The sequence below is a fragment of the Polaribacter sp. IC073 genome (assembly GCF_007997075.1).
In the GTDB taxonomy this organism is placed as follows: Bacteria; Bacteroidota; Bacteroidia; order Flavobacteriales; family Flavobacteriaceae; genus Polaribacter.
The window spans coordinates 253,533-279,145 of record NZ_VORS01000007.1 but is presented as its reverse complement, the minus strand read 5'-3'; the positions used below and the strand labels follow the sequence as shown (position 1 = coordinate 279,145).

The following is a 25,613-nucleotide window of genomic DNA, read 5'->3' as shown; positions in this document are numbered from 1 at the left end:
TAGACATTATAATAAGCTATGTTTCTAAAAATCATAGCGTTGCTTTTAAGAAAACTAAAGTTGACTGTATCGAGTTAAAAGGACAAACTTTCTCGAATTTCGATGTCGCCTAATATTACTGCCAACTAGTATTAACACAAACCAAACTATACAACTATATGTTTAACAGCACTTTAAAAATATACATAAAAGCAAGGTTTAAATTTTACCCCCACATAGTTTGCGATGATAAACGTGAACTATGGCAATTACCACATTTTAAAAACAAACGTACATATCCGTTTAAAAAACTAAGTTATAATGAAGCTAGAAATAGTTATGGTATTTACGGGCAAAATGTTAGCTATAACAGATTAACGAGCGATCATATATTAATAAAAGTTGATGAAATAATAAATGTTTATTGATTTATTTAAGTTTTAAAGTCGTATATTTGAGGGTATTAAGTTACAAGTGCTACACACACTAACGTATTAGATTAATTAAAAAACACCTTTCTTCAAGGGTGTATTTCTGTACGTTAAAAACAAATAATTTATAGGGGAAGTAGTTCAGTTGGTAAGAACCGTCATTTGATTGACATTGGTCGCTGGTTCGAGTCCAGCCTTCTCCACAATTTTAAACTATGAAGCTAAAGAAAGATTTAGAAAAATCGGTATATAAAATAATTAAAGCATTTGAAAAGAAGCATGATGTTTATTTTCAATACTTTGTTTGTGATGATGTTACAGGGATGGCTAGTTTTGGAGATGTTTTATATTTTAATATATCAGATATATGTTTTGACATCTTTTCAGAGCAGCCAAAAGGGTTAATTATAGAATGGTTAGAAGACAGTTTAGAGAATGAAGAAGAAAACATAAACTATCAATCATACGCAAGAGGGTTGAGATTTGAAGACGCTAAAAATAAATAGCTATGCTAACAGTAACCTACCAAATAGGAACCGATATAATAGGGCAGCCAATGTACAGAACACACTTTGTAAGTGCTAATAATTATTTAGGAAGCAAAGAGAGTATAAGTGTTGAAGGTATAACGCATAGATAATGGTTATCCATACGGTATGTAAAGTTGACTAAACGCCGAATAATCAGCACTTTATTTTAGTGTAATAGTTTAAAAAATCGTATATTTGTTATTATGAACGAACTTGATTTAAACTTTGATTTTAATTTGGAAGATTTCGACTTAGATCTCGGAATGGATAAAAATATATTTGATGAAAATATAGTGCATAAACCAAAGCTACATAACTCAAGAAAAGAATATCAAGTAAAATACAAGAACGCTAAGCAGTTGGCAAATGATGTTGATATTGAAGCAAGGAATTTTTGCATTATATCTGGTAACTTTATTTTCGGTGATTTCATAGAAGCTTTATTGGTAGAGAATAAAAGAAAAGCAGAAGTTCTAACAATATCAACTTTATCATTAAGTCAAGAAAACGTAGATAGTTTACATAATTTAATTACAAATGGTTATATTGGTAAATTGAATATGATTATTTCAGATTATTTCTATTCACACGAAAGACATAATTTGGTAAAATATATGTTTGACAAGTTGAATATAGATGATTGCTTTCAGTTATCGGTATGCAGAACGCATACAAAAATAACGTTAATAGAAACACATTTAAATGAAAAATTAGTAATTCACGGAAGCGCAAATTTAAGGAGTTCAGATAACATTGAACAATTTATGATTGAGCCAAACGAAAGTCTATATGATTTCAATTTAGAATACATGGATAGTATTAAAGAAAAGTTTCACACGATTAATCAAAAGAAACAAAAAGGAGGGTCAAAGGCTCTTTGGGAAACGATAACAAAATAGTGTAAACAACATATAAATAAATAAACCTACAAAGAGGTTACGAGTCATAAAAAGGCTTGTAACCTCTTTTTTTATTAATTAAAATTAAATCAAAATGGCAAAAGGAGATAGCGGAAGTGGAAAGTATAAGTTTATAAACCTCGCAAGGAAAACGAAAGCAGCAGGGAGAACCTTGCCTTCTTTAGATTTCGGTACAAATGCAGTTAAAGGATTCGTTTAATAAATGGCAAGACCTAAGATAACAATAGACTGGAAACAGGTAGATAAGTTGCTCGCTATATTTTGCGAGGGAACTGAAATTGCATCTTATTTAGGCATGCATCCTAACACTTTTTATGACAGAGTACAGGAGGAATTTAAAATGAGTTTCACTGACTATAAACGACAAAAGGGAGAATTAGGTAATATTGTATTAAGAAAAGCACAATTTGAAGCTGCTACAGAAGGCAATACTTCAATGATGATATTTTTAGGTAAACAGAAGTTAGGGCAATCAGACAAAATAGAAACCATTAACAAGAACGAAAACAAGATTGACTTGTCAAGTTATTCGGAAGAAGAGAAGAAGTTGTTATTTGAATTATCGTTAAAGTCTAAAAATGGATAGTTTTTTATTTGATTCAGTTCAACGGGATTTTTGCGAGAAATCGTTTTTTTCTTTTGTAAAGACTTTTTGGGGTGTTATAATAAAAGAAGAACCCGTTTACAATTGGCATATTGAATATTTATGCGATGAATTACAGAGAATATCTAAAAATATAGTTGAGAGAAAACCAAAGGAATATGATTTAATTATTAATATTCCACCCGGAACAACCAAGAGTACTATTTGTACAATTATGTTTCCTGTTTGGTTGTGGGTTTTAGACGATACAATAAGAGTTATTACAAATTCTTATTCTATGGATTTGAGTATTGAACAATCGACAAAGTCAAGAGACATTATATTTTCAGATAAATTCAAACGCTTGTTTCCAAAAGTAAAATTAAGAAAGGATAAGTCGGCGAAATCAAACTATGAGAATGAAAATGGTGGAGCGAGATATACTACTTCAACAGGATCTACAATTACAGGTAAACACGCACACTTAGTAATTAGTGATGATCCATTAAATCCTGCACAATCTTCATCAAAAGCAGATAGATTTACAGCAAACGAACACACAAAAACATTATCTTCAAGAAAAGTAGACAAAGAAAATACGCCAACATTAACAATAATGCAAAGGTTGCACGAAGAAGATGTGACAGGTTATTTACTATCTAAGAAGTCAGAAAGTGTACGTCATATTTGTTTACCTGCGGAAATATCCGAAGAAGTAAAGCCGAAGGAATTAAAAGAAAAATACGTTAACGGTTTATTAGATGTAAATAGATTAAGTGAAAAAGTTTTAGCAGAAGCAAAGAGAGATTTAGGAAGTTACGGATATGCTAATCAATATTCCCAAAAATCAGCACCACCAGAAGGGGGTGTTTTAAAAAGGAATTGGTTTGAAGTTATTGATTGGATGGAAAGATTCAACAACTTAGTTTGGCACACGGCGATTGATTCTGCATATTCAGCAACAGAAAACAATGATGAAAGCGGATACTTACAATTTGCCGTATTTAATAACGATCTATTAATTAGATATGCAAACGGTTATTATTTAGAATTTCCAGAATTGGTAAAGCATACGATTTCATTTAGTTCTTTGCACGGTTATTCTCATAAGTCGATGATTTATGTAGAACCGAAAGCAAGTGGTAAATCTTTAGTTCAAACATTAAAGAGAAATACAACTTTAAACGTAAAAGAAGATACGCCGCCTTTTAAAGACAAAGAAGCCAGAGTAAATGATATAACGCCTATTTGTGAAGCTAGAAGAGTTAAACTTATTAGAGGTGTTTGGAATGAGCAGTTTATTAGTCAAATGATAACGTTTCCTAACAGTTCACAAGATGGGCAAGTAGATTGCTTAGTGATGGCAATTAATAATACATTAAAGATTTCAAGAACAAAACAAAACAAAACAGGTGTTTTTTATTAAACCAATATAATTATGACAATAGAAGAAATTAACCAAATTACAGATATTAGTGAGCGTGTTAAAGAATTAAAGAAACGCTCAACTAACGAACCTGATACGCAAGACAATTTAAAAGATTGGGATTTTGAAAAGCACGATGTGTTTAATACTGAAATTCGAAAGAAAAGAAAAGTTTTAGTTACAGAAGCTGTTTTAAATGTTGATGGTTCTGTTAAGTTTCCTGCAAGATATAAAGATGAAGACGTTAATAGAATTGCGCTACCATTAGAGCAGGATATTGTGAACATTCATACAGCCTTTACCGTTGGAAAAGAACCGACTTTAAAATGCGACACAGAAGACGAACAAGAACAAACGTTTTTAGAGATTGTAAAAAACATCTACAAAAGGAATAAACTTAAGTATTCTAATAAAAAGATAGTCCGTTCGTGGCTATCTGAATGCGAGGTTGCAGAATATTGGTATACCGTAGAAGACAGTGGTTGGTGGTTGCGTGTGTTAAAATTCTTAAATCTAAGCGCACAACCTAAAAGAAAACTAAAATCTACAATATGGTCTCCTTTTAGAAACGATAAATTATTTCCTTACTTTGATGGTTTTGGTGATTTGATAGCCTTTTCAAGAGAATACAAAGTAAAAGATGCAAAAGGTAATGATGTAGTTAAGTTGATGACAATAGACGATAAAAACGTCACTATTTACATAGAAAATAAAATAGAAAAAACTTTTGCTCACGGATTTGGTAAAATGCCTGTAATGTATATGTATCGAGAAAAGCCGTATGCCTATAAAATTAAAACAATTAGAAATAGATTAGAGGTATTACTTTCTAATTTTGCAGACTGTTTAGATTATAATTTTTATCCGAAATTAGTTTCGGTTGGTGATTTGGAAGGTATTCAGAACAGAGGTACAACATCGGAAATTATAGAGCTTGCAGATGGTGGTCAGGTTTCTTACTTAACGTGGGACCAGTCACCAGATATGGCGAAGTTAGAATTTGACAACTTAACGGAAAAAGCCTACCATTTAACAAACACGCCTTTAATTAGTTTTGAAAAACTACAAGGAATGTCGAATGCACCAAGTGGTAAGAGCTTTGAATTTATGTTTATGGGAACACATATGGCAGTTAGCAATCACGCAGAAGTAGTCGAAGAATTTTTACAAAGACGTGTTAATTTCTTAGTTTCTGCAATTGGTACTTTATACCCAAAAATGAAAACAGTTTCTGAAAGCATTATGATAGATACAGAAATCGTTCCTTATTCAATTGACAACCAAACAGAGAAAATACAAGATGCAGTAACCGCAGTAAGTGGTGGTGTTGCTTCCTTAAAGACAGGTATTGTTTTAGCTGGATTAACCGACAAGTTCGAGGAGGAATTAAAAGAAATTGAAGAAGCACAAAACAAATCATTATTTGAACCAACAGGAATATGATACCATTTAACGAATGGAATATTAAACATAATTTAAGAGCAGAAAAAGACGTTTTAGCGTTATTGTATCTGTACGATAAGATAGTTAATGAAATAGGCTTATTTGCCGCTTCAATTGTTTTAACAAAAGATGTGTTTAAATTTAGTTCTTTTCCTGCATTGCAAAAAAGAGTTGATAGTATTTTAAGAAAACACGCCTTTTCTGTAGAAACAATTATAGATAAAAACGTTGCTAATCATTGGGAACTATCACAAACAAAGAATGATGTTTTTGAGAAGAAAGCGAATAAAAGATACAAGCAAAAATACAACCCAATTGCAACAAGAAATGCAGAAGGATTAAAAGCGTTTAGAAATCGTAAAAACAGAAAATTAAGCGATAAGGTCTGGAAGAACACAATGCAATTAAGAACGGAATTAGAAATGGCAATTGATACGGCAATCAAAACAGGAAAGCCAGCCAATCAATTAGCCACAGAAATAAAGAAGTACTTAAACGAACCTGACAAGCTTTTTAGAAGATATAAAGATAATAACGGACTTTTACAATTATCTAAAAATGCAAAAGCCTACAAACCTGGGCAAGGAGTTTATAGAAGTTCTTTTAAAAATGCTCAAAGATTAGCACGTACAGAAATTAATATGGCTTACCGTTTATCTGATATTGATAGATGGTCTAAAATGAAGTTTGTTGTTGGTTATGAGATTAAACGTAGTAACAACCCTTTTCCTTGTGATATTTGCGAGATGATGAAAGGGAGTTATCCGAAGAACTTTGTTTGGTCTGGAAACCATCCTAATTGCAGGTGTTATTTAGTGCCAATAATGCAAAGCGAAGATGATTTTTTCAATGATAAAAAAGCAGGATCAACGGATATAAATCCAAAGTTTACAAAATGGATAAAAGAAAACAGAACCAAAATAGCGAATGCTAAATCAGTTCCGTATTTTATAAAGGATAATCCTATTTACTTGAATTAATCTATAATTTCACCATCAACAAGAAAAGAATAACCAACATATTGAAAAACAGAGGTTTTACGAGTATACGCACCGTAACTGTTTTTTGCTCCGTAATCAACTTTTATAATCGCATGGTATTTGTCATCCCTTGTTATTCGCTCACTATAAACTATTAAAGAAGATGGGTCTTTCAGTGTTTTTTTAAGGTAACTTTTGTATTCTCTTTTACAGCTACTTACAGAAGAGCTATCACAAGACATTAGAAATACAGAAGTCATTAGTACTATTAATAGTGTTTTAATTTTCATAATCAATAAATTTAGTTGTTAAAATAATGGTTTAATTTTCTTGTTTTTTTTTACTTAACTTTGTTGTTATGCCAAAGCCAATTTATCATTTGAATTTACCACCTAAAGAGGAATTATACAAAAACCTCGAAATCTACAAAAGAGAAGGACGTACTTTTTACTTCCGGAATCAATGGTTAGATTTTAATTTAGATTTGCACGAAAAACATTTGTTTGAAATGGTGGACAAATATAATGTTGGTGATTTGGTTGATTTAAGTAATGATTTATGAAAAAATCTATCTTAAAAGAAGTTGTTATTTTAGTTGCTATTGTTGTAGTTGCTGAATTGCTTACTTGGTGTTTTCTTTGGGTTAATAGTTAGGTTGTAGAATCAAACAAACCATTTACATTTCCGTAATTTGGTTCACCTTCAAATTCATTTGTTATTGGATTCCAAAATCTAAAACCGTGCATTAAGGATTTATTAATAGTCTTATTTTTAATCCTAAAATCTATCTCTTCTTTTATTTCTTTGCAAGTTTCATAATCTTCAATTTCTAAAGCCTTACTTTGCTTAATTGCTAATTCCCATTCGTTTGTATTACTGTATCTTCTACTCATAAGTCATTGCATTTTTACCTATAATTATATAATATTTTTTTTCAATGATTTTAAATAGTTATCCCGCACTTGCACAGCACTATTTAAACCTTTTTCATTAAATTCAAAAACACCAACAAAATTATGTTTATTATTATGCCAAACATCAACTTTCCAATAAGAACCTATTTTTTTAGTAATGCTAGTTATATATTTAAAACCACTTTTTTTAGTTCTATCTTTGTCTATTCTATTGCAATCTAGGCAAGAAAATTGTTTACTACCAGATAATTTTTCACTATTTCCAAACTCATTTAATGGCTTAATATCTTGGCAAGTTGTGCATTTTCTTAACCCTTTATCTAATAAAACTTTTCCGAATTTTAATTTTCCAATTTCTTTAACACCTCTTTTTCTAGCCGTACAATCCCTACAAGTTGCATTAACTCTGTAGTAACTGTTTTTAATCAGTCTAACTCTAAAATCATCTTTAACGTCTTTTATCAATCCGCAGGTTTTACATAATTTTTCTTCTTCAATTGGCTTCTTTCTAGCATTAAGCCTTAAATTAACTTGGTCTTTAGAAAGTAGGCTTTCATCTATATTTATCGAAGTTGATAGTTGTTTTAATGTATATTTTTTTACCATCTCTTTTAAAATGTTATATAATTATTACTTTAGTTATTTAACTTCCTTACATTCCACAAATCAACTCAACACACTTCTCCGGGTCTTCTAAAGTTTCCCAAAGGTGTTTTAATTCTGCTTTAACTTTCATTAACTCAATAGCATCTTTTTTAGCTTTATCCGTTTGATTGGTTTCTTCACCTATTTTTAAACCTAATTCAAACGCTTCTTTTGCAATTGCCGTATAGGTTGGATAAGGTCTGTATTTTGCTAGCAGTTCTTTTTTTGTCATCTTAACAATTATTTAATGGTGAAACTTTCTTTTTTTTCTATGCTTTATTTTTTGTGGTAATTGCTCTAATTCTATTATTGTTGGATTGTAATCTTCTAATAATGGTTGTGCTTTAATCCTGTAAGTTATTGGTTCAGATAGTTTTGATTCAGCAATGTTATCAGTTAAAGTCGTAGTTCCTATTTCCATATAACAACATACAATTAATACTTTTTTTATGTTCTTCATCTCAATAATTCCTTTACCGTTATTCCAAAATAATCTGCAATAGTTTCTAATGTTCCTATTGAAAGTTTACCGTTTACTCTTTGAGAAAATGCAGAAGGTGTCCATCCTAAAATTACCGCAAATTCTTTATCGGTTTTAATCTCTTGCTTATCCATTAATAAGTCAATGTTCGTGTGTACTCTTTTCATAGAGCTAATATCTGTCATATATTTTAACTTTTAACAAAGATAGTGTTTTTTTATATATAAAATCAACTTTACATTAATAAAATAAGGTTTATCTAATTTATTTAATGTATATTTGTAGTCTAAAGAATTAATAAATTTAACTATGAAAACAAAAAGGCTAGAAATATTAGAAAACTCTTTAATAAAGAAGAGTACTGCATTTGATGAAAAATTGCAGAACCATTTTAAGACTGTAAAACAAGCAAACGGACAACCGTTAAACGATAAGAGAAACGGACAAGCAACATTAAACAAATGGGAAAAGCAAAACGATTCTTTAAGAACATTGCAGGAAAGTATTGAGAAAACAAAAAATGCTATTGAAAATGAGAAAGGCAAGATTTTAGATGTTGAATCTGAAAAAGAGTATTTTCCTACGGTTATACTTGAAATGATTGAAAGCGGTGTTTTAATTCAATGGAGAAAACACCCAAACACACTGTTTGTAAATGGAGTAGATAAAGCACGCATACACTATGACAAAAAGAAAGAAATAGTTTCACACAAATACATTAAGCAAGTAACCGACAAAGAGCAATTTAAAACATTTGCGAAAGCTTTTAATCATTTGCATAAAAACATAAACTTAAAATAAATAAGTAATGACAAAAGAGCAATTATTTTTAGAAATAGACGAAATATACAGTGAATGGCACGGAGGTGATTTATACATAGGACAAGAAAGGGAGAACCGTATTAAACAAGTAATTGAAAAAGCTATTAATTATACGCAGTGTTGTAAGGAGCTTTTTTGTGGGGAACAAGATGAAGGAAGCCAAAAAGAAAAATGCGTTGTTAAATGTGATGTTTGCAGCTTTATAGATAAAAAAGTAGCAAAATAATTACTTACAACGTAACGGATAAAATAGTATGGATAAATAATCTAAAAATTATGAGCGAGGAAGAAACTTTAATATATTGGGAAAAATGGTTAAAAGGAAAGGAATCTATTAAAAGGCAATGGGCTGATGAATATGGAAATACTGATACGGATGAACAAAGAGCATTTTTTAACAGGGTTTTAGTATTGATAGAAGAAAAGTATTAAAACAAATAAATAAACCAACTACTTAATCCTTAATAGTTAACAATACATTAACTAAACAAAAACTTTAACATTTTTTAGTCAATTATCAAAAATAAAACAGTATATTTACATTGTATTTTAAACGATGTAGAATTTTTGAATAAAGAGTTGAAGTTTATTATTGATTACGAAGACAAAACAAGGGTTAAATGCCCAAAATGCTTTGGCTTCATTTGCGAGATAAAACCAATATTATTAAAAAGTCAGGTAATTGTAACAAGATGTAGAAAATGTTCTATGGACGTTACGATAGAGCGATAGTACAAATTTAGAGAATAACTCATATAGGAGTATATAAATAGTTTAATTACTGTTTGTATACTCTTTTTTTTTATACAAGAAATAACTCATAAAGGAGTGAATGAACTGTTAGCGCAGGGTATTCACTCCTTTTTTTTTTAATCAAATATTAATAAATAATAACAAAAGAATGAAAACAAAAATCTTTGAAGCATTAAAAACTAAGTATTCGAATTTAGGGTTTAATAAAGATGTTCTTGAGGGTGTGGCAGCACAATTAGGCACGTTTGTAACAAAAGAGGAAGACATCGCAAATGTAGTAACAGGTGCGGAAACAATGCTAAAATCGTTTCAGTCGTTCGCAGATGGTAGAGTAAACACTTTTAAACAAGAAAGTGACAAGAACAAAACCGAAGCAGAACAATTAAAAGCGAGGTTAGCCGAACTAGAGAAAGTAGAAGAGCCAAAACCAAATGTAGAGGTGCCAGAGTATATGAAATCCGTATTAGAGAAAATGGAAAGTATGCAGCAGACTATTACAGGCTTTCAATCTTCAAGAGTTTCTCAAAGTTTAACAGATAATTTTATTGCTCAAATGAGTGATAAAAAAGTACCTGAAAGTTATTATAAAGTCAACCTGATAGGTAGAGAGTTTAAAGACCAGAACCAATTAAATGAGTTTGTAGAAGCAGTTGCAGCAGGACATGAAACACACCAACAAGAACTCACTAACTCAGGTTTTGTAAATACAACGCCACCAGAAGGAGGAACGCCAAACTTAGAAAAAGAAAGCGAAGCGTTGGCAAGTATGATTTCACAGGGTACTAAAGAGATTGTAGAAAATAACAAATTAGAAACTAAAAATTAAAATTATGCCAGCAGGAATCAAATATGATTTAAAAGGTTTTGATGTGGAGCGTGAATTGTGTAATCAAAAGACAATTTACAGGTTAGCGGGGGGTTCAAACCTTGTTGACAATGACGTACAAAATGGTACGTTCATACCGCATTTAGCACCGTTAGCTTTAGACAAAGCAACAAACACAGTAAAAGTAGTGAAATCGGTAAAAGCGTATGCAGACATTTCAGCAACAGCTTTAAAAATATCGAAAGGCTCTTTAGTAAGCGTTGGGCAGCACATTGGAACAGGCTCAAAAGGGGGAACTATTTCTGCTATTGATAAATCGAATGAAGCTTATGACGAATTAACGTTAGCTGCTACAATTACAGGAGTAAAAGAAGGAGATGTGTTATTTGAAGCTACAGCAGCAGGTGGAACAACACAGAAGAACGTTGCAGGTTTCTTAAACTATGCAAGAGTAAAAGTTGAAGCAGGCGCAACAGTAACCTTAGTAGGGCAAGCTTTTGAAATTCAAGAAGATAAATTGTACTTGGCGATATCTGATAAAGATAAAACGTCTTTGGGTGCGAGATTTATGTTTGTTTAACTAAAAAAAATACAAAGAAATGATTTTAACATTGAACGCATTATTTAACGATGCAGGTATAATTTCGGCGATTATCGATAGAGTTAATCAAACCGAAAAAGACATTATTTATTGGAAGAAATACTTACAGTTTGAACAAACTAAAAGTAGATTATTCAAAACTTATTTAGGAACCATTACAGGTGTAACGATGGGTTCTGTTATAGACAGAAACTCAGGTAAACCAATTAGAGAACGTAAAACGTTAGGCTCTGGGGTTGGTGAAGTTGCATTTATGGGGAATGCTTACCAATTAGACAACGACAGATTAGATACCTTAAATGAGTTAATCAGTAAGTTTAACGGAGCAGGAAACGGACAAGGAGCAGTTATGAATGAAATCATCAACTATTTAGCAGATGATATTAGACAAGTAACTTTAGCACCTCACAAGCGTATGGATTACGTAGTTGGTCAATTAAGAAGTACAGGAAAAGCAACTGTAAAAATAGGTGACAATGCACAAGGTATTGAAATGATTGATATGGAATTGCCTGTAATTCATTACAAGCCAGCAGTAGGAAATAAAGACACAATTATAGACTACATAAAAGAAAAAGTGGAGGAGTTACGCTCAACCGTTGGAACGTTTGCAGTAATGGAAATGAACCGTAAGACTTTTAATAGTAGAATTGTAAATACGTCTTCTTTTACCAATGCATACAAAATGATTTTAGGTAGTTCTGAAATTGCAGTAGCAGGTGGTTTAATTACAGATGTAATGGCAAATCAATTATTAGTAGGAATCGGTTTACCGACTATTAGAATTGTAGAAGAATATGTGGTTAAAGAAGACGGTACAAGTATTAATACTTTTGCTGATGATAGAATCGCATTATTGCCAAGTGATAATTTAGGTAAAATGATGTTTCATACACCGTATGAAATCACAGATCCTATTCCGTCTAAGTCTTATTCTAATTTAGAGGGTGGTCACTTTATTTCTACACAAAGAACAGAGGAAGGACGTTTTATTGAATTTGGAGCTGAATGGATTCCGAACTTAAAAAACCCTAACAAGATTGCAATTATAGACACTTCTTTATTAGTATAATGACTAAGAGAAATTACATAAAACAAAAATTCGCTTCCGTAGGTATATTGCTTTCGGAAGCAGATTTTGTTGATTTTAATATCTCAGACATTGAAAGTGAAGTTGATTCAGAGGGTCAAAAACAACTCTATGCATTGTTCATTTTAAAAATACCTAGTTTATTGTTACGCCCTTCTTCTATTTCAGAAGGTGGTGTTTCAATTTCAAGAGCATCGAAAGCAGATATTGAAGCGTTCTATTCAAATGAATGTAAAAGATTAGGTTTAAAAAATGAATTGGTGTTAAAACCTAAAGTAAGATTTCGATAATGATTTTTGATAGCGGATACATACAGATTAAAACATCAACAAACGGAGGTTTGGTTGACGGGTTGCCTGTACCAGCTGGAGAAAGTTTGGGGGATAAAATACCTTGTAACATTTTAAACGACATAAAAAGTAAAGAAATATATTCTTATACCGTTTACTTTGAAATGCAAGATTTTGATGCTAAAAGAATTTTATTAACCAATAACCGAAACCAAGTAATAGGGGAGTTTGAAGTAAAAACAACTGAATTTTTAGATTTAGTACAACGTGTAAAAGTAATCGTATAATGAAATCGGCAATTAAAGTAAATTTTAGTGTTGAAGATTTATTAAAAGGAAAGGTAGATAGTCTTGTAGGCAAGATGATTCAGTCTTTTTTATACGTAGGTGATAAGTGTGTTTCAGAAGGCAGAAACAATGGTAGTTATATTGATAGAACGGGAAACTTAAGAGCTTCTATTGGTTATGTAGTTTTATATAACGGTAAAGTTCAAGGAAAATCGAAGATAGCACCTAAAAGTCAAAAACTATTAGAAGAATTGACTCCGAAGTACAATAAAGGGGTTGTTTTGGTGGTAGTTGCTGGTATGAATTACGCTGCATCCGTTGAAGCTAAAAATTACAATGTTCTTACTTCGGCAGAATTATTAGCCGAAAGACTAGTTCCTAGAATGTTGAAAAAAGTAGGGTTTACAGAATGAAAAAAACAGGCGGACAAATAGAGTATGAGATTTATAATCTTTGGAAAGATTTAATAAATGAAGAAATAAATGGAACTTTCTATTTAAGAGGTACAAGACCAATTAATTCAGATAAAGAAGACGCTATTATTTCGTTTATGACAGGACTTGATGACCAAATGCAAACAGGTGCATTAAATATTAATATTTATGTTCCTGATATTGACATTGGTAATTCTAATTCTGTTAAGAATATTGCAAGATGTAACGAATTAGAAGCGTTTATGTTGCAGTTAACAGAAAATTGGACGGTAAAATCTGAATACAAATTTACTTTAGGACAAACAATTAACACATTCGAAGAAGATGATATACATCAACACTTTGTGAATGTAAAATTAAAATACAAAAGATTAACAATTTAAAATAAAAATTATGGCAGTATTAAGTTGGGGTAAACCAAAATTAGAAATAGTAGAATTAGTAGACGGTGAAATCCCTACAACTCCTACGTGGATTGAATTAGACACTCCTGTAGAAAACTCTACAAAATTAACTCCTGAAAAAGGAACTCGTAGAGAAGCAAAGGAAGAAGGAGGTGGAACTATTGACATCAAAACAGACAAAAGTAAGTACGTTCTTGAATGTGAATTGTTCGCTAAAAAAGGAGAAGATAAACCAATTGTAGATTCGGATGGTGTAATTACAAAAAACTATGCAATTAGATTAAGTCCAGAGGATGCTACTTTAACAGGGTATTTAATCGAAAAAGCATCGGTTTCGATTGAAGACACATGGGATTCTGAAAACGGTGGTAAATGGAAGTATATGTTTGAAGCTTTAAAGCCAACAACAGGTAATTTAGTGAAGCCTTTTACGGCATCATAATGTAAATCACATTTTAAAAAGCCACATCTACTATAGTTGTGGCTTTTTTTTAAACTAAAAACAAAAAAATGAGTAAAAAATTCACTAAAACAGCAGATGCCATAATTGTAACAGACACAGTTAGTGGTCTTATTATATTTGAACAACCTTCTAGCTCAATGTATTACGATTCTATGTCATTAGATAAGGGAGTGATATGTTTAAAGTCTGTTTTTCAAAAAAATGACTTCAATATGAATCTATCCGAAGCGGTAAATGAGCAAGGAACTTCATTTAATGTAGAAACTTTTAGAAATTTTTCAAGATTAAATTTTTCTTAAATAAAAAATAAAAAATATGAGTAAATTAATAAGTTTTGATAGTATTTCAAACCAAACAGCATTTGGTGGGTATGGTTTTAACGAAATAGTTAACGGAGATGTAGTAGTACCTACAGATAGATATGTATATTTAGAAGCAGAAGAAGATACTGTATTTTCCTTTGACAATGAATGTGAGCTTGGAATACGGTCTAAAACAAGCTATCAATTACTAGAAGGCAAAGCTAGGTTAGGCTTATTTAAAAATATAGTAGTAGCAAGTGGCAAGCTACTAGTTTATCACACTAAAAATTAATGATAGGCTTAGGACTTGGATTAAACAGAAATATGTTTAAAGCCACGGGAAGAGCGTTGTCTAAAAGTTTTAATTTCGAAGTTAAAACAGACAATGCAGGGACTTCTAATGACAATCAATTCAGATTACCTTTAGTTAGTTCATTTAACGGTTCTACAGCTATTGTAGATTGGGGTGATGGGAGCGCTAAAGATACTATAACGTCATATAACCAATCAGAGGTAACGCACACATTCCCTTCTTCGGGGAGTTACTCTGTTAAGATAAGTGGTCAATTAAGAGGTTGGAAATTTAATAACGATGGAGATATTCAAAAAATAACAAATATAAGTAATTGGGGTGTATTTGAAATGAATGAATATTTATCTTTTAGTCGCTGCACTAAGATAAGCATTACAGCAATAGACTCCCCTTACTTAATATCAAGCAATATTTCTTACAGCTTTTACTTATGCACAAGTATAAAACAATTAAATGTTTCTAAATGGAATGTATCTAATACAGAAAACTTTAACGCATTGTTTTTTAAAGCGGACGATATGGTTATAACGGGCTTAGATAAATGGGATATTGGTAGTGCTACAAATCTTTCTAATTTACTGGGCTCTTCCCCAGGTATGTCTACGGAAGATTACGACAAGACACTTATAAGTTGGGAAGCTCAAGCACCGAATACAGGTTTATCTGTTGATTTCGGTGGTTCAAAATTTACTCCAAATTCATTAGCATCAGCAGCTAGGGATAGATTAATTAGTGTTTATTCATGGACAATTGCTGACGGTGGGTCGATTTAAAATTAAATAAAATGGAAATAAAAAAACCAAAAGTAGAAACGTATTACATTTGTATAGATGAAGATAATAAAGCTAGGCATCACGGAAGTGTTAAACCTAATAGGTGCTTAAAAACAGCTGATAAATTAGAAACTTTTATAAGTAAAAAAAAGTGGATTGAAAGATTAAATTTTTACGGTGTTAAATATGAAGATAAAAATTATTTAAAATGATTGAACAAAAAACAGCAAGCGCAATACTTCAACGAAAAGAAGAAGTAGAAATTAACGGAACAACCTACAAAGTAGAGCCGCCATCTACAGCAACGTTAATTTTAGTGTCGGAACAATTGGCGAATTTGCCATCAGAAAAATTAAACCAAGATAATGTTATAGGTGAAGTTTTTAAGAATGTAGAAAATGGTAGAGCTATTGCAAGGTCTTTTGCGATTATGATATTAGGTGCGAAAGAAATTGAAAAAACAAATTTTATATATCGCTTTTTTAGGATTGATAAATTAGAGAAATTAACAAATGAAATAATGCATTATGAAATTTCTAAATATGTTAAAGAGTACGTGCGTATTATATCGTTAATGCAGGTGCAAGATTTTTTTATGCTTATCACTTTCCTCAAAGAAGTAAATCTAACGAAGACGACCAAGAAAGTGATAAAAACGACAGCAGCTGGTCAATAATTGGTGGTTTTGTAAAACAATATCCATCGGTAACATTTAAAGAAGCACTGTATGATATTAGTTACGCAAACATATCTCTGTATAGTAGCGTAATCCCTTCTTACAATCCAAAAGATAAAGACGAAAAAGACAATGAGGTCATAAATGCAGATGACCCCAAAAATGCCGAAAGAATAAATAAGGAGTTGTTCGGTTAAATATAAATAAAAACAAGGGTTTAATTTATTAAAATGTTGTAAATTAGCATTATAATAGAGAAAATTAAACCTAAAAAGAGGTACACCGAGAAATCGTTGTACCTCTTTTTTTTTGCATAAAATTAAATGAATAACAACAACGGTTCCTTAAGTTTTCAAGCTTCAATTGACATCAATCAATTGAAGCGAGATATGCTTCTTATGAAAAAGGAGTTTGTTGGAATGAGCAACAGCGCAAAGTTAGAAGGTTCAAAGACACAAAGTGTTATGAATGGTTTAATGAAAGGTGCAGCCGCTTATTTTTCAATTAGACAAGCAACGCAATTTGCACAACAAATAGTATCTATTAGAGGTGAGTTTCAACAACTAAGTGTTGCTTTTGAAACAATGCTAGGAAACAAAGAGAAGTCCGACCAATTAATGAGTGAGGTTGTAGATTTCGCTGCTAAAACACCTTTTAAATTAACAGAAGTAGCAGGAGGAACAAAGCAGTTATTAGCGTATAGAGTAGAGCAGGAAAAGATTATACCTACGCTAAAGGCATTAGGAGATGTTTCCGCAGGTTTAAATGTGCCTATAAATCGTCTAATTCTTAACTACGGACAAGTAAAAACAGCCGCTAAATTAACAGGAAGAGAGTTAAGAGATTTTAATATGGCTGGTGTTCCGTTAATCGCTGAATTGTCCAAAAACTTAAATAAATCAGAAACAGATATTTCTACTATGGTTTCTGCAGGTCGTATTGGATTTAAAGATGTTGAAGAAGCGTTTAGAACCATGACAAGTGCAGGAGGTTCTTTTGAGAACTTAATGGAAAAACAGAGTTCTACTATTACAGGACGTATATCCAACTTAAATGATGCGATTGATGTAATGTATAACAATATCGGAACATCAAATGAAGGTATTATAAATGGAGCAATTGATGGAGCGAACTATTTAGTTGAAAACTACGAAGAAGTAGGAAGGCAAATTGGTGGGTTGGTTGTTGCGTTCGGAGCGTATAGAGCCGCTTTAATTGTTACGTCAGCAGTTCAAGGAATTGTTACAGCTTCTACCGTTGGAATGACAGCAGCGGAAGTAGCACATTATTACGCTTTGGTATTAAGCGAGAAAGCACAAAAAGCATTAAACCTAACAACTTTAAAGAATCCGTATGTATTGGCTGCTGCGGCATTAGCTACATTGGTGTATGTAATGTATCAATTTGCAACAGCACAAACTTTAGCAGAAAGAGCACAAGGTAATTTTAACGATAAAATGCAAGAACGAATTGATCTTGCAGAAGAAGAAAGAGGCGCTATAAAAGAAAATATAGGAGTTTTAAACGATGAAACAAAAACACGCTTAGATAAACAAGAAGCTTTGGGTAATTTACAAAAATTATACCCTAAATATTTTGATAATTTAGACATTGAAAAAGCAAAGTATGTAGATTTAAAAGATGCTTTGAAAAAGTTTAATGAAGAATTAGAGGTTAAAAATAAATTATCCGACCAGGACAAATTAAACTCTTTAAGAGAGGAGTTAGCAAACGTAGATAAAAACCCTGAAAATGTAAGTAAAATTAATTCAGCTATAAGGTCTTCTCAATTTTCTAGCGGAAACTTTAGCGCAGGAATTGCTAATTTATTAGGGGCAGGAGATGTAGAGCTAGATGATTATAAGGAGAAGCTAGAAAATAAAATAAAACTTTACGAAGATAAGTTGTCAAAACAAGAGCAACTTAAATTTGATTCTTTGAGCAAGATTGAAAAAATTGAGCAAAAGAATAACGAAAATAAGGAATACCAAAAACAATTAGACGGTTTAGGTGAAGTAAAAGAAAATGAAATAGGGATTAATAAAATTATTAGAGATTCTATAAAAGAGAATATCAAAAATAATAATATAGCCATTGAGAAAATAAAATTAAGCAAAGACGAAACAGAATCTTTACGTTCTGAATCTGATGTTTTAAAAGATATTGCTGCAAAGAAAATAGAAATAAACAATCTTGAAAGTAAATTTAAAGCAACTGGACTTAGTGATGCTCAAAAAGTAACGCTATCCGATTATAACAAAGAATTAGACGGTTTAAAAGATGAGTTAGAAGCGAATTCAGGTAAAAAACCAAAGGCAATAAAAGAGAAGGAAAGTAATTACGATTCCGCAAAAGTTGCATTAGAAAACAATAGAAAACTTGAAGATGAAAAGTATAAGAGTTCTTTAAGGCAGATTGAAATTGATAAAGAAGGTTCTGAAAAATCGATAGAGATTTTAAGGTTAGAAAACGAGCGTAAATTAGTGTTACTAAACCGTCAAAAAGCAGATGCAATTTCAGGCTTAGAAGATGATGCAAAAGAAGATGCAAAAGAAAACCCAAATAGTACTATTGATTGGGATGCTAAAATATCTGAATTTTCAGACGTATGGGACAAAACGATTATACAACAAGGAGAAATTAACGTAAAAGCTACAGATAATTTTCTAAAAGAACAATTAGAACAATATAAAACACACGAAAAAGAACGTCAATCTTTAATAGAAGAATCTAATCAAAAAATAAAAGACATTGAGTTTTTAGGAACTGAAAAAGGAAGTAAGACTTATTATAGCGAAGAATTAAAAGCTGAAAAAGAAAGAATAGAAAAAGTGCTTTTTGAGTTTGACAAACTTTCTAATAAAAATATAATAGGCAAGTTATTTGGTGATACAAGTAAATTAAATATTTCAGAAATGAAAAAATTAATAGATGAAGCCGAAAAATTATATGAAGACGTACCGAAAACAGATGGTAATGTAGAGAAATTAAAAGCCATTAGAGAACAAATAGAAAATCTAAAGAAAGCAATTTCAGAAACTGAATCTATTTTCAGTAGAATGGGGGATAATTTAGATGAATTATTTGAAGGTGGTCAAACAGAGCAAGAATTTAAAAAGACTTTTGGAGAAATTCAGTCGGATGTAGGTGCAGTTATAGATGCAGTTGATTTCTTAGGAGATTCAATTAGTAGTTTAGGAGATTCTTTTGACAGTCAAGCGTTAAAAGAAATAGGAGCAGCTTTAGGTGATGTTGTGAGTGTTGCATCAGAAACAATGGAAGGCGCAAAAGCAGGAGCAGCATTTGGTCCCGTTGGTGCAGCTATTGGAGCAACTATTGGTTTAGTTTCTAGTATCGCAAAGGTTTTTTCAAGAAGAAACGATGAAAAGAAAGAAGCAGAAATACAAAAACTTCAAAATCAGTTAGAAGGCTTAGAAAAAACTTATGCCAAACTAAGCAAATCGATTGATAAGGCTTATTCTTCTAGTGCTGCTGAATTAATTAGAGAAAATGATAAGGTTTTAAAACAACAAAAAGACATCATTAAAGCTCAAATTATAGCAGAACAAGGAAAGAAAAAACCTGATAAAAATAAGATAAAAGCATGGGAAAATGCTATTTCTGATATTGAAGAAACCTTAGAAGAAAGCGAAAGTAAACAGATTGAAGCCATAAATGGTAAAAGTGTACAGCAAGCAATATCTGAATTTTCAGATGCCTATGTAGCCGCTTGGTCTGCTGGCGAAGATAAGGCAGCGGCAATGAAAGATGTTGTTAGAAACATGGTAAAGTCTGCTATTTCTGAATTGGTAAAAAGTAGAATGAGTGGTGAAGTTGAAGCTTTTTCAAACTATTTAGCGAAAGCGATGGAAGATGGTATTTTAACGGTTGCTGAAAAAAATGTTTTAGATAGTTTAGAGGCTACGATTGCTAATAAAATGAATGGTTTAAGCGAAACCTTAGACGACTACGTTGTCGATGAAGTTGCAGTAAGAAAAGCTTCTGAAAGTGGTTTCTCTAAAATGAGCCAAGATAGTGCAGATGAATTAAACGGACGATTTGCAGCGATGCAAACTCATACTTTTATGATTTCTGAAAGCATTAAAACACTTCAATTAAACAGTTCGATGCAGTTGAAACACTTAGCAGGAATTGAAACAAATACAGCAAGTTTAAGCAGGTTAGAAAAAATAGAAAACGATATCTATTCGGTAAAATCTGGAATTGAAGAAATTAACGATAAAGGAATAAAAGTTAGAAGATAATGGCAGTAGTAAACGAAATACATAAAGAATACTTAAAACTTGACACTTGCGGATTATTCACAGGAAAGGAAAGTTTAGATGAAGTTGTTGCATTGCTTTTTTCACCTAAAGGAATTGAATTTTGTGTAGAAAGTGGTTTCCCTAGTTTGAACGATTTTGAAAGAGCAGACAAAGAATTTTTAAGGGAAAAAGGAATTTATGTAAATGAAGGTTCTATAGAGATTAAAAATAAAGAAACTGTTTTGGTTGCAGGAAATACCAATGCTATTTTAAAATATAATGATACTGAAAAAGCGTACAACGTTATTTTAATGCACGGAGCAAAAGCGCAGATAATTGCAGATAATTACGCTGTAGTTTTTGTATCAGGAGAAAAAGAAAATTTAACAATTACAACAAGTAACAACGCAATCGTAAAATGATAATTGATAATGTAAACATAGCAACAGTATATTTAGCTACCTTATTACAAGGCGGGTTGGAGGCTGTTTTACAGTATCCAAAAATAAAAAAACCTGTTTCTAATGATTGGGCAGAACACGATGGATTAGAAGTTGATTTGTCAAGTCCTAAATTAGATTCTAAAGGTATCGATCTAAATCTATTAATAGACGAAACTAAGATAGATTTATTTATCACTTTTTTACTTGCTAAAACGTACAGAGTATATCATTTTTCAAAATTAAACACTTCTTTTAAATTAAGGTTTTCGGGGATCTCGGACATTGAGAAAATACAAGGTAAGTGTTTTATTAAATTGAAATTAGAAAATGATGCACCTTTAAAAGACTACGTGTATTCAGTGCCAAACTTAACAGCCTCTAGTTATAACTATACTGTAGATAATGTAGATATCTCTACTTATGGAATAGTTCCATTACAAGGCTCAAAAGATGGTTTAGAGGGAGCCTTAAATACAAAGGATAAATTAGAAATTAAAAGCAATTACACAAGTGGTGTAAAAGTAGCAGAACAGATTTCTAAGAAACAAGAAAATAAAGCAATATTAAATTTATTTATGAATCAAAGTACTGCTAACTTTTTGAAAGGGTACAATGCTTTTTTATATAATTTAATACAGCCAAATGCAAGGGTTTTAGTTGCTAATGGCAAAACATACAATTTTTATTATGAGAGTTCTAAAATATCAGATTTAGTTGTTTCAGAGGGAAAAGTATGGTGCAAATTTTCATTAAATATAGTGACAATATGAGAATTAATTGGTCAAACGGATATAAAGATATAACGCCAAATGATAGTAGTTATCGTTTGCGTGCAATAATGGGTAATAATAATGTTACTCTTAAATTTTCGTTACCTGAATACATCGAGTTTTCTTTGGGTTCATATATTAATTACGAAGGGCAAACATACACTTTAAACACGCCGCAAACTTTAAGAGAAATTAACAGCACTAATTTCGAATACAGTTTGGTTTTAGGAAGTGATGAAGATAAATTATCTAATGTAAAAGCAAAAGATACAGAAGGTCGTTTAAAATTTCCTTATACAGCAAAGCCGCAAGAACACGTGAAGTTATTGGTTGACACTTTAAATAAAAACGACACAGGATGGAGTGTTGGTAATTATATTGAAGGCAACGAAAAACTAATTTCTTACAACCATACAGATTGCTATGATGCCTTGCAAATGATTGCGAGTGAATTTAGCACAGAATTTGAAATAATAGGTAAGATTATTAACCTAAATAAAGTTGAGTATAACAAAGAAAATCCTTTAGCATTAAGCTATGGAAAAGGCAATGGATTTGTTAGTGGAGTAGGAAGAAGTAATGATGGGCAAAACGCAGGTTTTAATGTGTTGTATTGCCAAGGTGGTGAAAGAAATATAGATTACTCAAAATATGGCAGCAGAGAATTGTTATTGCCAAAAAACCAAGAATACACCTACGAAGGTACTATTTATAAAACAAGTGCGGACGGTCTAAGCATCCAAAAGAAAGGAGCTTTACTCCTAAATAGAATAGAGGAAAGTTTAGATTGTTCGCATCTTTATCCACAGAGATTAGGTACTATTTCGGAAGTTGTAGTGGTTGATGAGGAAAATAATTTCTATGATTTTAAAGACAATTCTATTCCTGAAAACTTAGACTTTTCTACTTTAAGAATGAATGGTGAGAAAATTACTATTTATTTTGAAAGCGGAAAACTAGCAGGTAGAGAATTTGATATTGTTCAAGACGACAATGTAGTAAATGGCTATGTACATTCAGAGAGAAAGTTTGTTTTAGTCCCGAAAGAAGAAGATGGTTTTACGATGCCAAATGATGTTTTTATTCCTGAAATTGGAGATACGTATTCTGTTTTTGGAATGATGATGCCAGACGCTTATATTTCTGACAATGCAAGCCAAACAGGTGCGAGTTGGGACATGCTGAAAGAAGCAGTAAAATACTTTTACGAAAACGAAGAAAGCAAATTTACTTTTAAAGGTGTTTTAGATGGCATTTGGTCTAAAAGTGATTGGATTAATATTGGTAGTAAAATAAAAATAGGTGGCTTTGTTTCTTTTTCAGACACAAAATTTCAACCAACAGGAATTGACATTAGAATTTCATCTGTAAAAGACTATTTAAATAATCCTTATTCACCTGATATAGAATTATCAAACAGTATTCAGGGTGGCGGAATTTCGAGTGATTTAGATAAAATAAAAGAGAGTGAAGTTGTGGTGGATTCTATTTACAAACGTTCTTTAGATTTTACAAAAAGATATTTTAGAGATTCGAAAGAAACATTAAAACTACTACAAGCAGCGCAATTAAATTTTGAAGAATCTATAAGTCCAATAACTGTTGAAACAATGGCTTTATTGGTTGGGGATAAATCTTTACAATTTAGATTTGTTAACGCCGCTTTTAGTGAAACACCTTTGATATTCTCTTTCAATGAGTCTACAAAAGTTTTTAAAATTGAAGGGGAAACACTTCAACATTTAACATTAGGAATTGATGCAGTAACGCCGAATCCTAATTACAAAACATGGGATATTGAAAACTATGAATCTACTTTCTTAGCAGAAACAGATAAAAGTTATTACGTGTATGCTAAAACATCTAAAACAACAAATAGCGGTGTTTTTACTTTATCTGAAACGGCAATAGGTTTAGAAGAAGTTTTAGGACATTATCATTTGTTAACAGGTGTTTTAAACACAGAGTATAACGGAGGTAGAAGTTTTGCTAAAATGTTTGGGTTTACAGAAATATTACCAGGACAGATAAAGGTAGACAAACTAACAAGTGGAAATGGTGCGCAAGTAATTGAATTATTAGAAGAAGAAATTAGAATTAATGCAAGCGTAACATTTACAAATGATTCTCCTGCACTAGAGCAAACAAGACAAAATACAGTTAGCACTTTAAATATTGGTGGTAAAAACATCATATTAAATAGCAGTCAAACAAAAGCTTACTATTCTTTGTCGGAAGATAAAAGAGAGCGTTATTTTAATGAAGAAAGGACTTTTTCGATATCGGTTGATGCTACTGCTCCTGCTAATTTTTCAGGTTATATTTTTCTAATTGGTTTAAAAGAGAACGGAGATACTTTTTTAATTAAACATAAAGATGTTGATTTATTAGAGAGTAAAACCAAAAGATTACATATCACTGCAGATTTTATAATTTCAGATTATGAAAGCGTTTTTGTAAAAGTACAGAATGAAGCAGATAATATCGAAGTAGATTGCACTTTACCACAATTAGAGTTGGGGGAAATTTCTACAGATTGGGATATTTCACCAGAAGACATTGAAATAAATATAGCGACATCTAAAAAAGCCGCTGAATTAGCCGCTGAATCATATACTAAAGCACAAAATTCGCTATTAAAAACACAGCAAGAAGCGTATGCAGACGGAATTGTAACGGCAGAAGAGGAAAGAGCAATTGCAGATGCAACAGCTAGAAGAGATGAAGCTAAAGATTATGCAGATGCACAAGATAATTTATTAAAAACACAACAAGAAGCTTACGCAGATGGAATTGTAACGGATATGGAAACTAGCTTGATTGCGGTTGCACAATCCGAAGCAAATTTAGCGCAAACCAATGCAGAAGCACATGCAGACGGAATTGTAACAGCAGAAGAACAAGCAAGAATTGATGCATTAACACAGGCTTTGATTGATGCTAAATATTACGCAGACGCACAAGATATTTCAGTGATTAATAACTCGCAGGACTCTATTGCCGAAGGCATGGGATACGCTAGTTTTCAGGAAATGGAAACAAAGGCATCTTTAGGAGAAACATTAATTTCAGGTGGTTTAATAAATACCGAGTTAATAAATGCAGTTGCAGTAATATCTAAATATATGTCAACAGAATTGTTAATAGCTAACTCTATAATTAGTGATAACAATCAAAATAAAGTTAATGTAAATGCAAATTCTGGGATTCCTTTTGAGGTTTTTAATTCAGCAGGAATAAAACAACTAGAACTATTTGAAGTTAACGGTTCTGTTCAGTTCGTTTACAGAAATAAATCAGGCGATATTATTTGGTTTATGGGAGAAAATGGAATGGAATATTCTCAATTTACAGCAGAGAGTTGGGTTACAAGAACCTTACAAGATATAGGAACTTTACCATTGTCATTATCTGATTTTGGTTTACAACAAGATTACGTAACGAAAGAAGTCACTAAAAACAAAGTAGGTGTAAATTATTACGAATACGTATCGGCAACAAATTCAGGAACTTTAGTAAAACCTGATGAACACGGAAAAACATATACTTCTAAAAATTACGCAGGATCGATAGTATCTAATGGAATGTACTTTGATTGCTCAACAACTTTAGTTAATAAAGCAATGGTAGGAAGTAATGGAGAGCCTTTTATAGGAAATGATGATGTTTTGCATTCTTCAAGTAAACAATATGACAAATGGTACAGTATTATATGTCACAACATTGTTGATGGAAAAACATCTAACACATTTCTTTTTATTTTTTAGAA

At 31.5% G+C, this 25,613-nt stretch carries 35 protein-coding genes and 1 tRNA gene; 30 read left to right on the top strand and 6 right to left on the bottom strand.

What is annotated here, in order from left to right:
* Positions 1–540: 540 nt before the first annotated feature.
* The 9 genes from ES045_RS12240 to ES045_RS12210 all read left to right on the top strand — a co-directional run bounded on the left by ES045_RS12240 (position 541) and on the right by ES045_RS12210 (position 6,292).
* Positions 541–613 (top strand) — tRNA-OTHER (locus ES045_RS12240).
* 12 nt (positions 614–625) lie between these two features.
* The gene (locus tag ES045_RS12235) at positions 626–916 is read left to right on the top strand and encodes a hypothetical protein (protein ID WP_147116569.1); all 291 of its coding nucleotides are present in this window, start codon (positions 626–628) and stop codon (positions 914–916) included.
* A gap of 2 nt (positions 917–918) precedes the next feature.
* On the top strand, positions 919–1,050 hold the full coding sequence (locus ES045_RS16760; protein WP_262712867.1) for a hypothetical protein: 132 nt from the start codon (positions 919–921) through the stop codon (positions 1,048–1,050).
* A 93-nt stretch (positions 1,051–1,143) separates the two neighbouring features.
* Entirely contained in the window at positions 1,144–1,839 is a 696-nt protein-coding gene (locus tag ES045_RS12230) for a hypothetical protein (protein WP_147116568.1), read from the top strand.
* Positions 1,840–1,933: 94 nt separating this feature from the next.
* Positions 1,934–2,059, top strand: coding sequence for a hypothetical protein (locus ES045_RS16755; protein ID WP_262712866.1), 126 nt, complete (start codon positions 1,934–1,936; stop codon positions 2,057–2,059).
* Positions 2,060–2,062: 3 nt separating this feature from the next.
* The gene (locus ES045_RS12225) at positions 2,063–2,446 is read left to right on the top strand and encodes a hypothetical protein (protein WP_147116567.1); all 384 of its coding nucleotides are present in this window, start codon (positions 2,063–2,065) and stop codon (positions 2,444–2,446) included.
* A complete protein-coding gene (gene terL / locus ES045_RS12220; protein WP_147116566.1) occupies positions 2,439–3,869 on the top strand; it encodes a phage terminase large subunit in 1,431 nt (476 codons plus the stop codon). Before ES045_RS12225 ends, terL begins: the two co-directional genes overlap by 8 nt.
* A gap of 12 nt (positions 3,870–3,881) precedes the next feature.
* Entirely contained in the window at positions 3,882–5,312 is a 1,431-nt protein-coding gene (locus ES045_RS12215) for a phage portal protein (protein WP_223267248.1), read from the top strand.
* The gene (locus ES045_RS12210) at positions 5,309–6,292 is read left to right on the top strand and encodes a hypothetical protein (protein WP_147116564.1); all 984 of its coding nucleotides are present in this window, start codon (positions 5,309–5,311) and stop codon (positions 6,290–6,292) included. The genes ES045_RS12215 and ES045_RS12210 overlap by 4 nt, the downstream gene beginning before the upstream one ends.
* On the opposite strand, the gene ES045_RS12205 is transcribed toward ES045_RS12210, so the two are convergent.
* Positions 6,289–6,582: a hypothetical protein gene (locus tag ES045_RS12205; protein WP_147116563.1), complete on the bottom strand. Its 294-nt coding sequence runs from the start codon at positions 6,580–6,582 to the stop codon at positions 6,289–6,291. The genes ES045_RS12210 and ES045_RS12205 overlap by 4 nt on opposite strands.
* A gap of 68 nt (positions 6,583–6,650) precedes the next feature.
* On the opposite strand from ES045_RS12205, the gene ES045_RS12200 reads away from it, so the two are divergent.
* Complete coding sequence (locus ES045_RS12200; protein WP_147116562.1) at positions 6,651–6,854, top strand: hypothetical protein; 204 nt, start codon at positions 6,651–6,653, stop codon at positions 6,852–6,854.
* Positions 6,855–6,942: 88 nt separating this feature from the next.
* On the opposite strand, the gene ES045_RS12195 is transcribed toward ES045_RS12200, so the two are convergent.
* From ES045_RS12195 to ES045_RS12175, 5 genes are read right to left on the bottom strand one after another with little or no spacing between them, the layout of a single operon-like run.
* The gene (locus ES045_RS12195; protein WP_147116561.1) at positions 6,943–7,185 is read right to left on the bottom strand and encodes a hypothetical protein; all 243 of its coding nucleotides are present in this window, start codon (positions 7,183–7,185) and stop codon (positions 6,943–6,945) included.
* A gap of 24 nt (positions 7,186–7,209) precedes the next feature.
* On the bottom strand, positions 7,210–7,812 hold the full coding sequence (locus tag ES045_RS12190) for a hypothetical protein (protein WP_147116560.1): 603 nt from the start codon (positions 7,810–7,812) through the stop codon (positions 7,210–7,212).
* A gap of 46 nt (positions 7,813–7,858) precedes the next feature.
* Entirely contained in the window at positions 7,859–8,083 is a 225-nt protein-coding gene (locus ES045_RS12185) for a hypothetical protein (RefSeq protein ID WP_147116559.1), read from the bottom strand.
* A gap of 12 nt (positions 8,084–8,095) precedes the next feature.
* The gene (locus ES045_RS12180) at positions 8,096–8,311 is read right to left on the bottom strand and encodes a hypothetical protein (RefSeq protein ID WP_147116558.1); all 216 of its coding nucleotides are present in this window, start codon (positions 8,309–8,311) and stop codon (positions 8,096–8,098) included.
* Positions 8,308–8,517, bottom strand: a complete 210-nt coding sequence (locus ES045_RS12175; protein ID WP_147116557.1) for a helix-turn-helix domain-containing protein — start codon at positions 8,515–8,517, stop codon at positions 8,308–8,310. Before ES045_RS12175 ends, ES045_RS12180 begins: the two co-directional genes overlap by 4 nt.
* 124 nt (positions 8,518–8,641) lie before the next feature.
* Between ES045_RS12175 and ES045_RS12170 the strand changes: the two genes are divergently transcribed.
* The 20 genes from ES045_RS12170 (at position 8,642) to ES045_RS12080 (ending at position 25,611) form a co-directional block, all read left to right on the top strand.
* Entirely contained in the window at positions 8,642–9,133 is a 492-nt protein-coding gene (locus ES045_RS12170) for a hypothetical protein (RefSeq protein ID WP_147116556.1), read from the top strand.
* A 7-nt stretch (positions 9,134–9,140) separates the two neighbouring features.
* Complete coding sequence (locus ES045_RS12165) at positions 9,141–9,380, top strand: hypothetical protein (RefSeq protein WP_147116555.1); 240 nt, start codon at positions 9,141–9,143, stop codon at positions 9,378–9,380.
* A 50-nt stretch (positions 9,381–9,430) separates the two neighbouring features.
* The gene (locus ES045_RS16440) at positions 9,431–9,586 is read left to right on the top strand and encodes a hypothetical protein (RefSeq protein ID WP_189663096.1); all 156 of its coding nucleotides are present in this window, start codon (positions 9,431–9,433) and stop codon (positions 9,584–9,586) included.
* 469 nt (positions 9,587–10,055) lie between these two features.
* Positions 10,056–10,733: a hypothetical protein gene (locus ES045_RS12160; RefSeq protein WP_147116554.1), complete on the top strand. Its 678-nt coding sequence runs from the start codon at positions 10,056–10,058 to the stop codon at positions 10,731–10,733.
* 4 nt (positions 10,734–10,737) lie between these two features.
* Entirely contained in the window at positions 10,738–11,313 is a 576-nt protein-coding gene (locus ES045_RS12155) for a head fiber protein (protein ID WP_147116553.1), read from the top strand.
* Positions 11,314–11,332: 19 nt separating this feature from the next.
* Positions 11,333–12,406, top strand: coding sequence for a hypothetical protein (locus tag ES045_RS12150; RefSeq protein WP_147116552.1), 1,074 nt, complete (start codon positions 11,333–11,335; stop codon positions 12,404–12,406).
* The gene (locus ES045_RS12145) at positions 12,406–12,714 is read left to right on the top strand and encodes a DUF6706 family protein (protein ID WP_147116551.1); all 309 of its coding nucleotides are present in this window, start codon (positions 12,406–12,408) and stop codon (positions 12,712–12,714) included. The genes ES045_RS12150 and ES045_RS12145 overlap by 1 nt, the downstream gene beginning before the upstream one ends.
* Positions 12,714–13,001: a hypothetical protein gene (locus tag ES045_RS12140; protein WP_147116550.1), complete on the top strand. Its 288-nt coding sequence runs from the start codon at positions 12,714–12,716 to the stop codon at positions 12,999–13,001. The genes ES045_RS12145 and ES045_RS12140 overlap by 1 nt, the downstream gene beginning before the upstream one ends.
* Complete coding sequence (locus tag ES045_RS12135; protein ID WP_147116549.1) at positions 13,001–13,414, top strand: hypothetical protein; 414 nt, start codon at positions 13,001–13,003, stop codon at positions 13,412–13,414. Before ES045_RS12140 ends, ES045_RS12135 begins: the two co-directional genes overlap by 1 nt.
* Positions 13,411–13,818: a hypothetical protein gene (locus ES045_RS12130; protein WP_147116548.1), complete on the top strand. Its 408-nt coding sequence runs from the start codon at positions 13,411–13,413 to the stop codon at positions 13,816–13,818. The genes ES045_RS12135 and ES045_RS12130 overlap by 4 nt, the downstream gene beginning before the upstream one ends.
* Before the next feature lie 10 nt (positions 13,819–13,828).
* Entirely contained in the window at positions 13,829–14,281 is a 453-nt protein-coding gene (locus tag ES045_RS12125) for a hypothetical protein (RefSeq protein WP_147116547.1), read from the top strand.
* A 68-nt stretch (positions 14,282–14,349) separates the two neighbouring features.
* Complete coding sequence (locus ES045_RS12120; protein WP_147116546.1) at positions 14,350–14,601, top strand: hypothetical protein; 252 nt, start codon at positions 14,350–14,352, stop codon at positions 14,599–14,601.
* Positions 14,602–14,617: 16 nt separating this feature from the next.
* Positions 14,618–14,896, top strand: coding sequence for a hypothetical protein (locus ES045_RS12115; protein WP_147116545.1), 279 nt, complete (start codon positions 14,618–14,620; stop codon positions 14,894–14,896).
* A gap of 32 nt (positions 14,897–14,928) precedes the next feature.
* Entirely contained in the window at positions 14,929–15,690 is a 762-nt protein-coding gene (locus ES045_RS12110) for a BspA family leucine-rich repeat surface protein (RefSeq protein ID WP_189663095.1), read from the top strand.
* Between the two features lie 11 nt (positions 15,691–15,701).
* Positions 15,702–15,902, top strand: coding sequence for a hypothetical protein (locus ES045_RS12105; protein ID WP_147116543.1), 201 nt, complete (start codon positions 15,702–15,704; stop codon positions 15,900–15,902).
* Positions 15,899–16,366, top strand: coding sequence for a hypothetical protein (locus tag ES045_RS12100; RefSeq protein WP_147116542.1), 468 nt, complete (start codon positions 15,899–15,901; stop codon positions 16,364–16,366). The genes ES045_RS12105 and ES045_RS12100 overlap by 4 nt, the downstream gene beginning before the upstream one ends.
* 323 nt (positions 16,367–16,689) lie before the next feature.
* A complete protein-coding gene (locus ES045_RS16435; RefSeq protein ID WP_189663094.1) occupies positions 16,690–20,631 on the top strand; it encodes a tape measure protein in 3,942 nt (1,313 codons plus the stop codon).
* Positions 20,631–21,053, top strand: coding sequence for a hypothetical protein (locus ES045_RS12090; RefSeq protein WP_147116541.1), 423 nt, complete (start codon positions 20,631–20,633; stop codon positions 21,051–21,053). Before ES045_RS16435 ends, ES045_RS12090 begins: the two co-directional genes overlap by 1 nt.
* Positions 21,050–21,844, top strand: coding sequence for a hypothetical protein (locus ES045_RS12085; RefSeq protein ID WP_147116540.1), 795 nt, complete (start codon positions 21,050–21,052; stop codon positions 21,842–21,844). Before ES045_RS12090 ends, ES045_RS12085 begins: the two co-directional genes overlap by 4 nt.
* Complete coding sequence (locus ES045_RS12080; protein WP_147116539.1) at positions 21,841–25,611, top strand: TerB family tellurite resistance protein; 3,771 nt, start codon at positions 21,841–21,843, stop codon at positions 25,609–25,611. Before ES045_RS12085 ends, ES045_RS12080 begins: the two co-directional genes overlap by 4 nt.
* Positions 25,612–25,613: the final 2 nt, after the last annotated feature.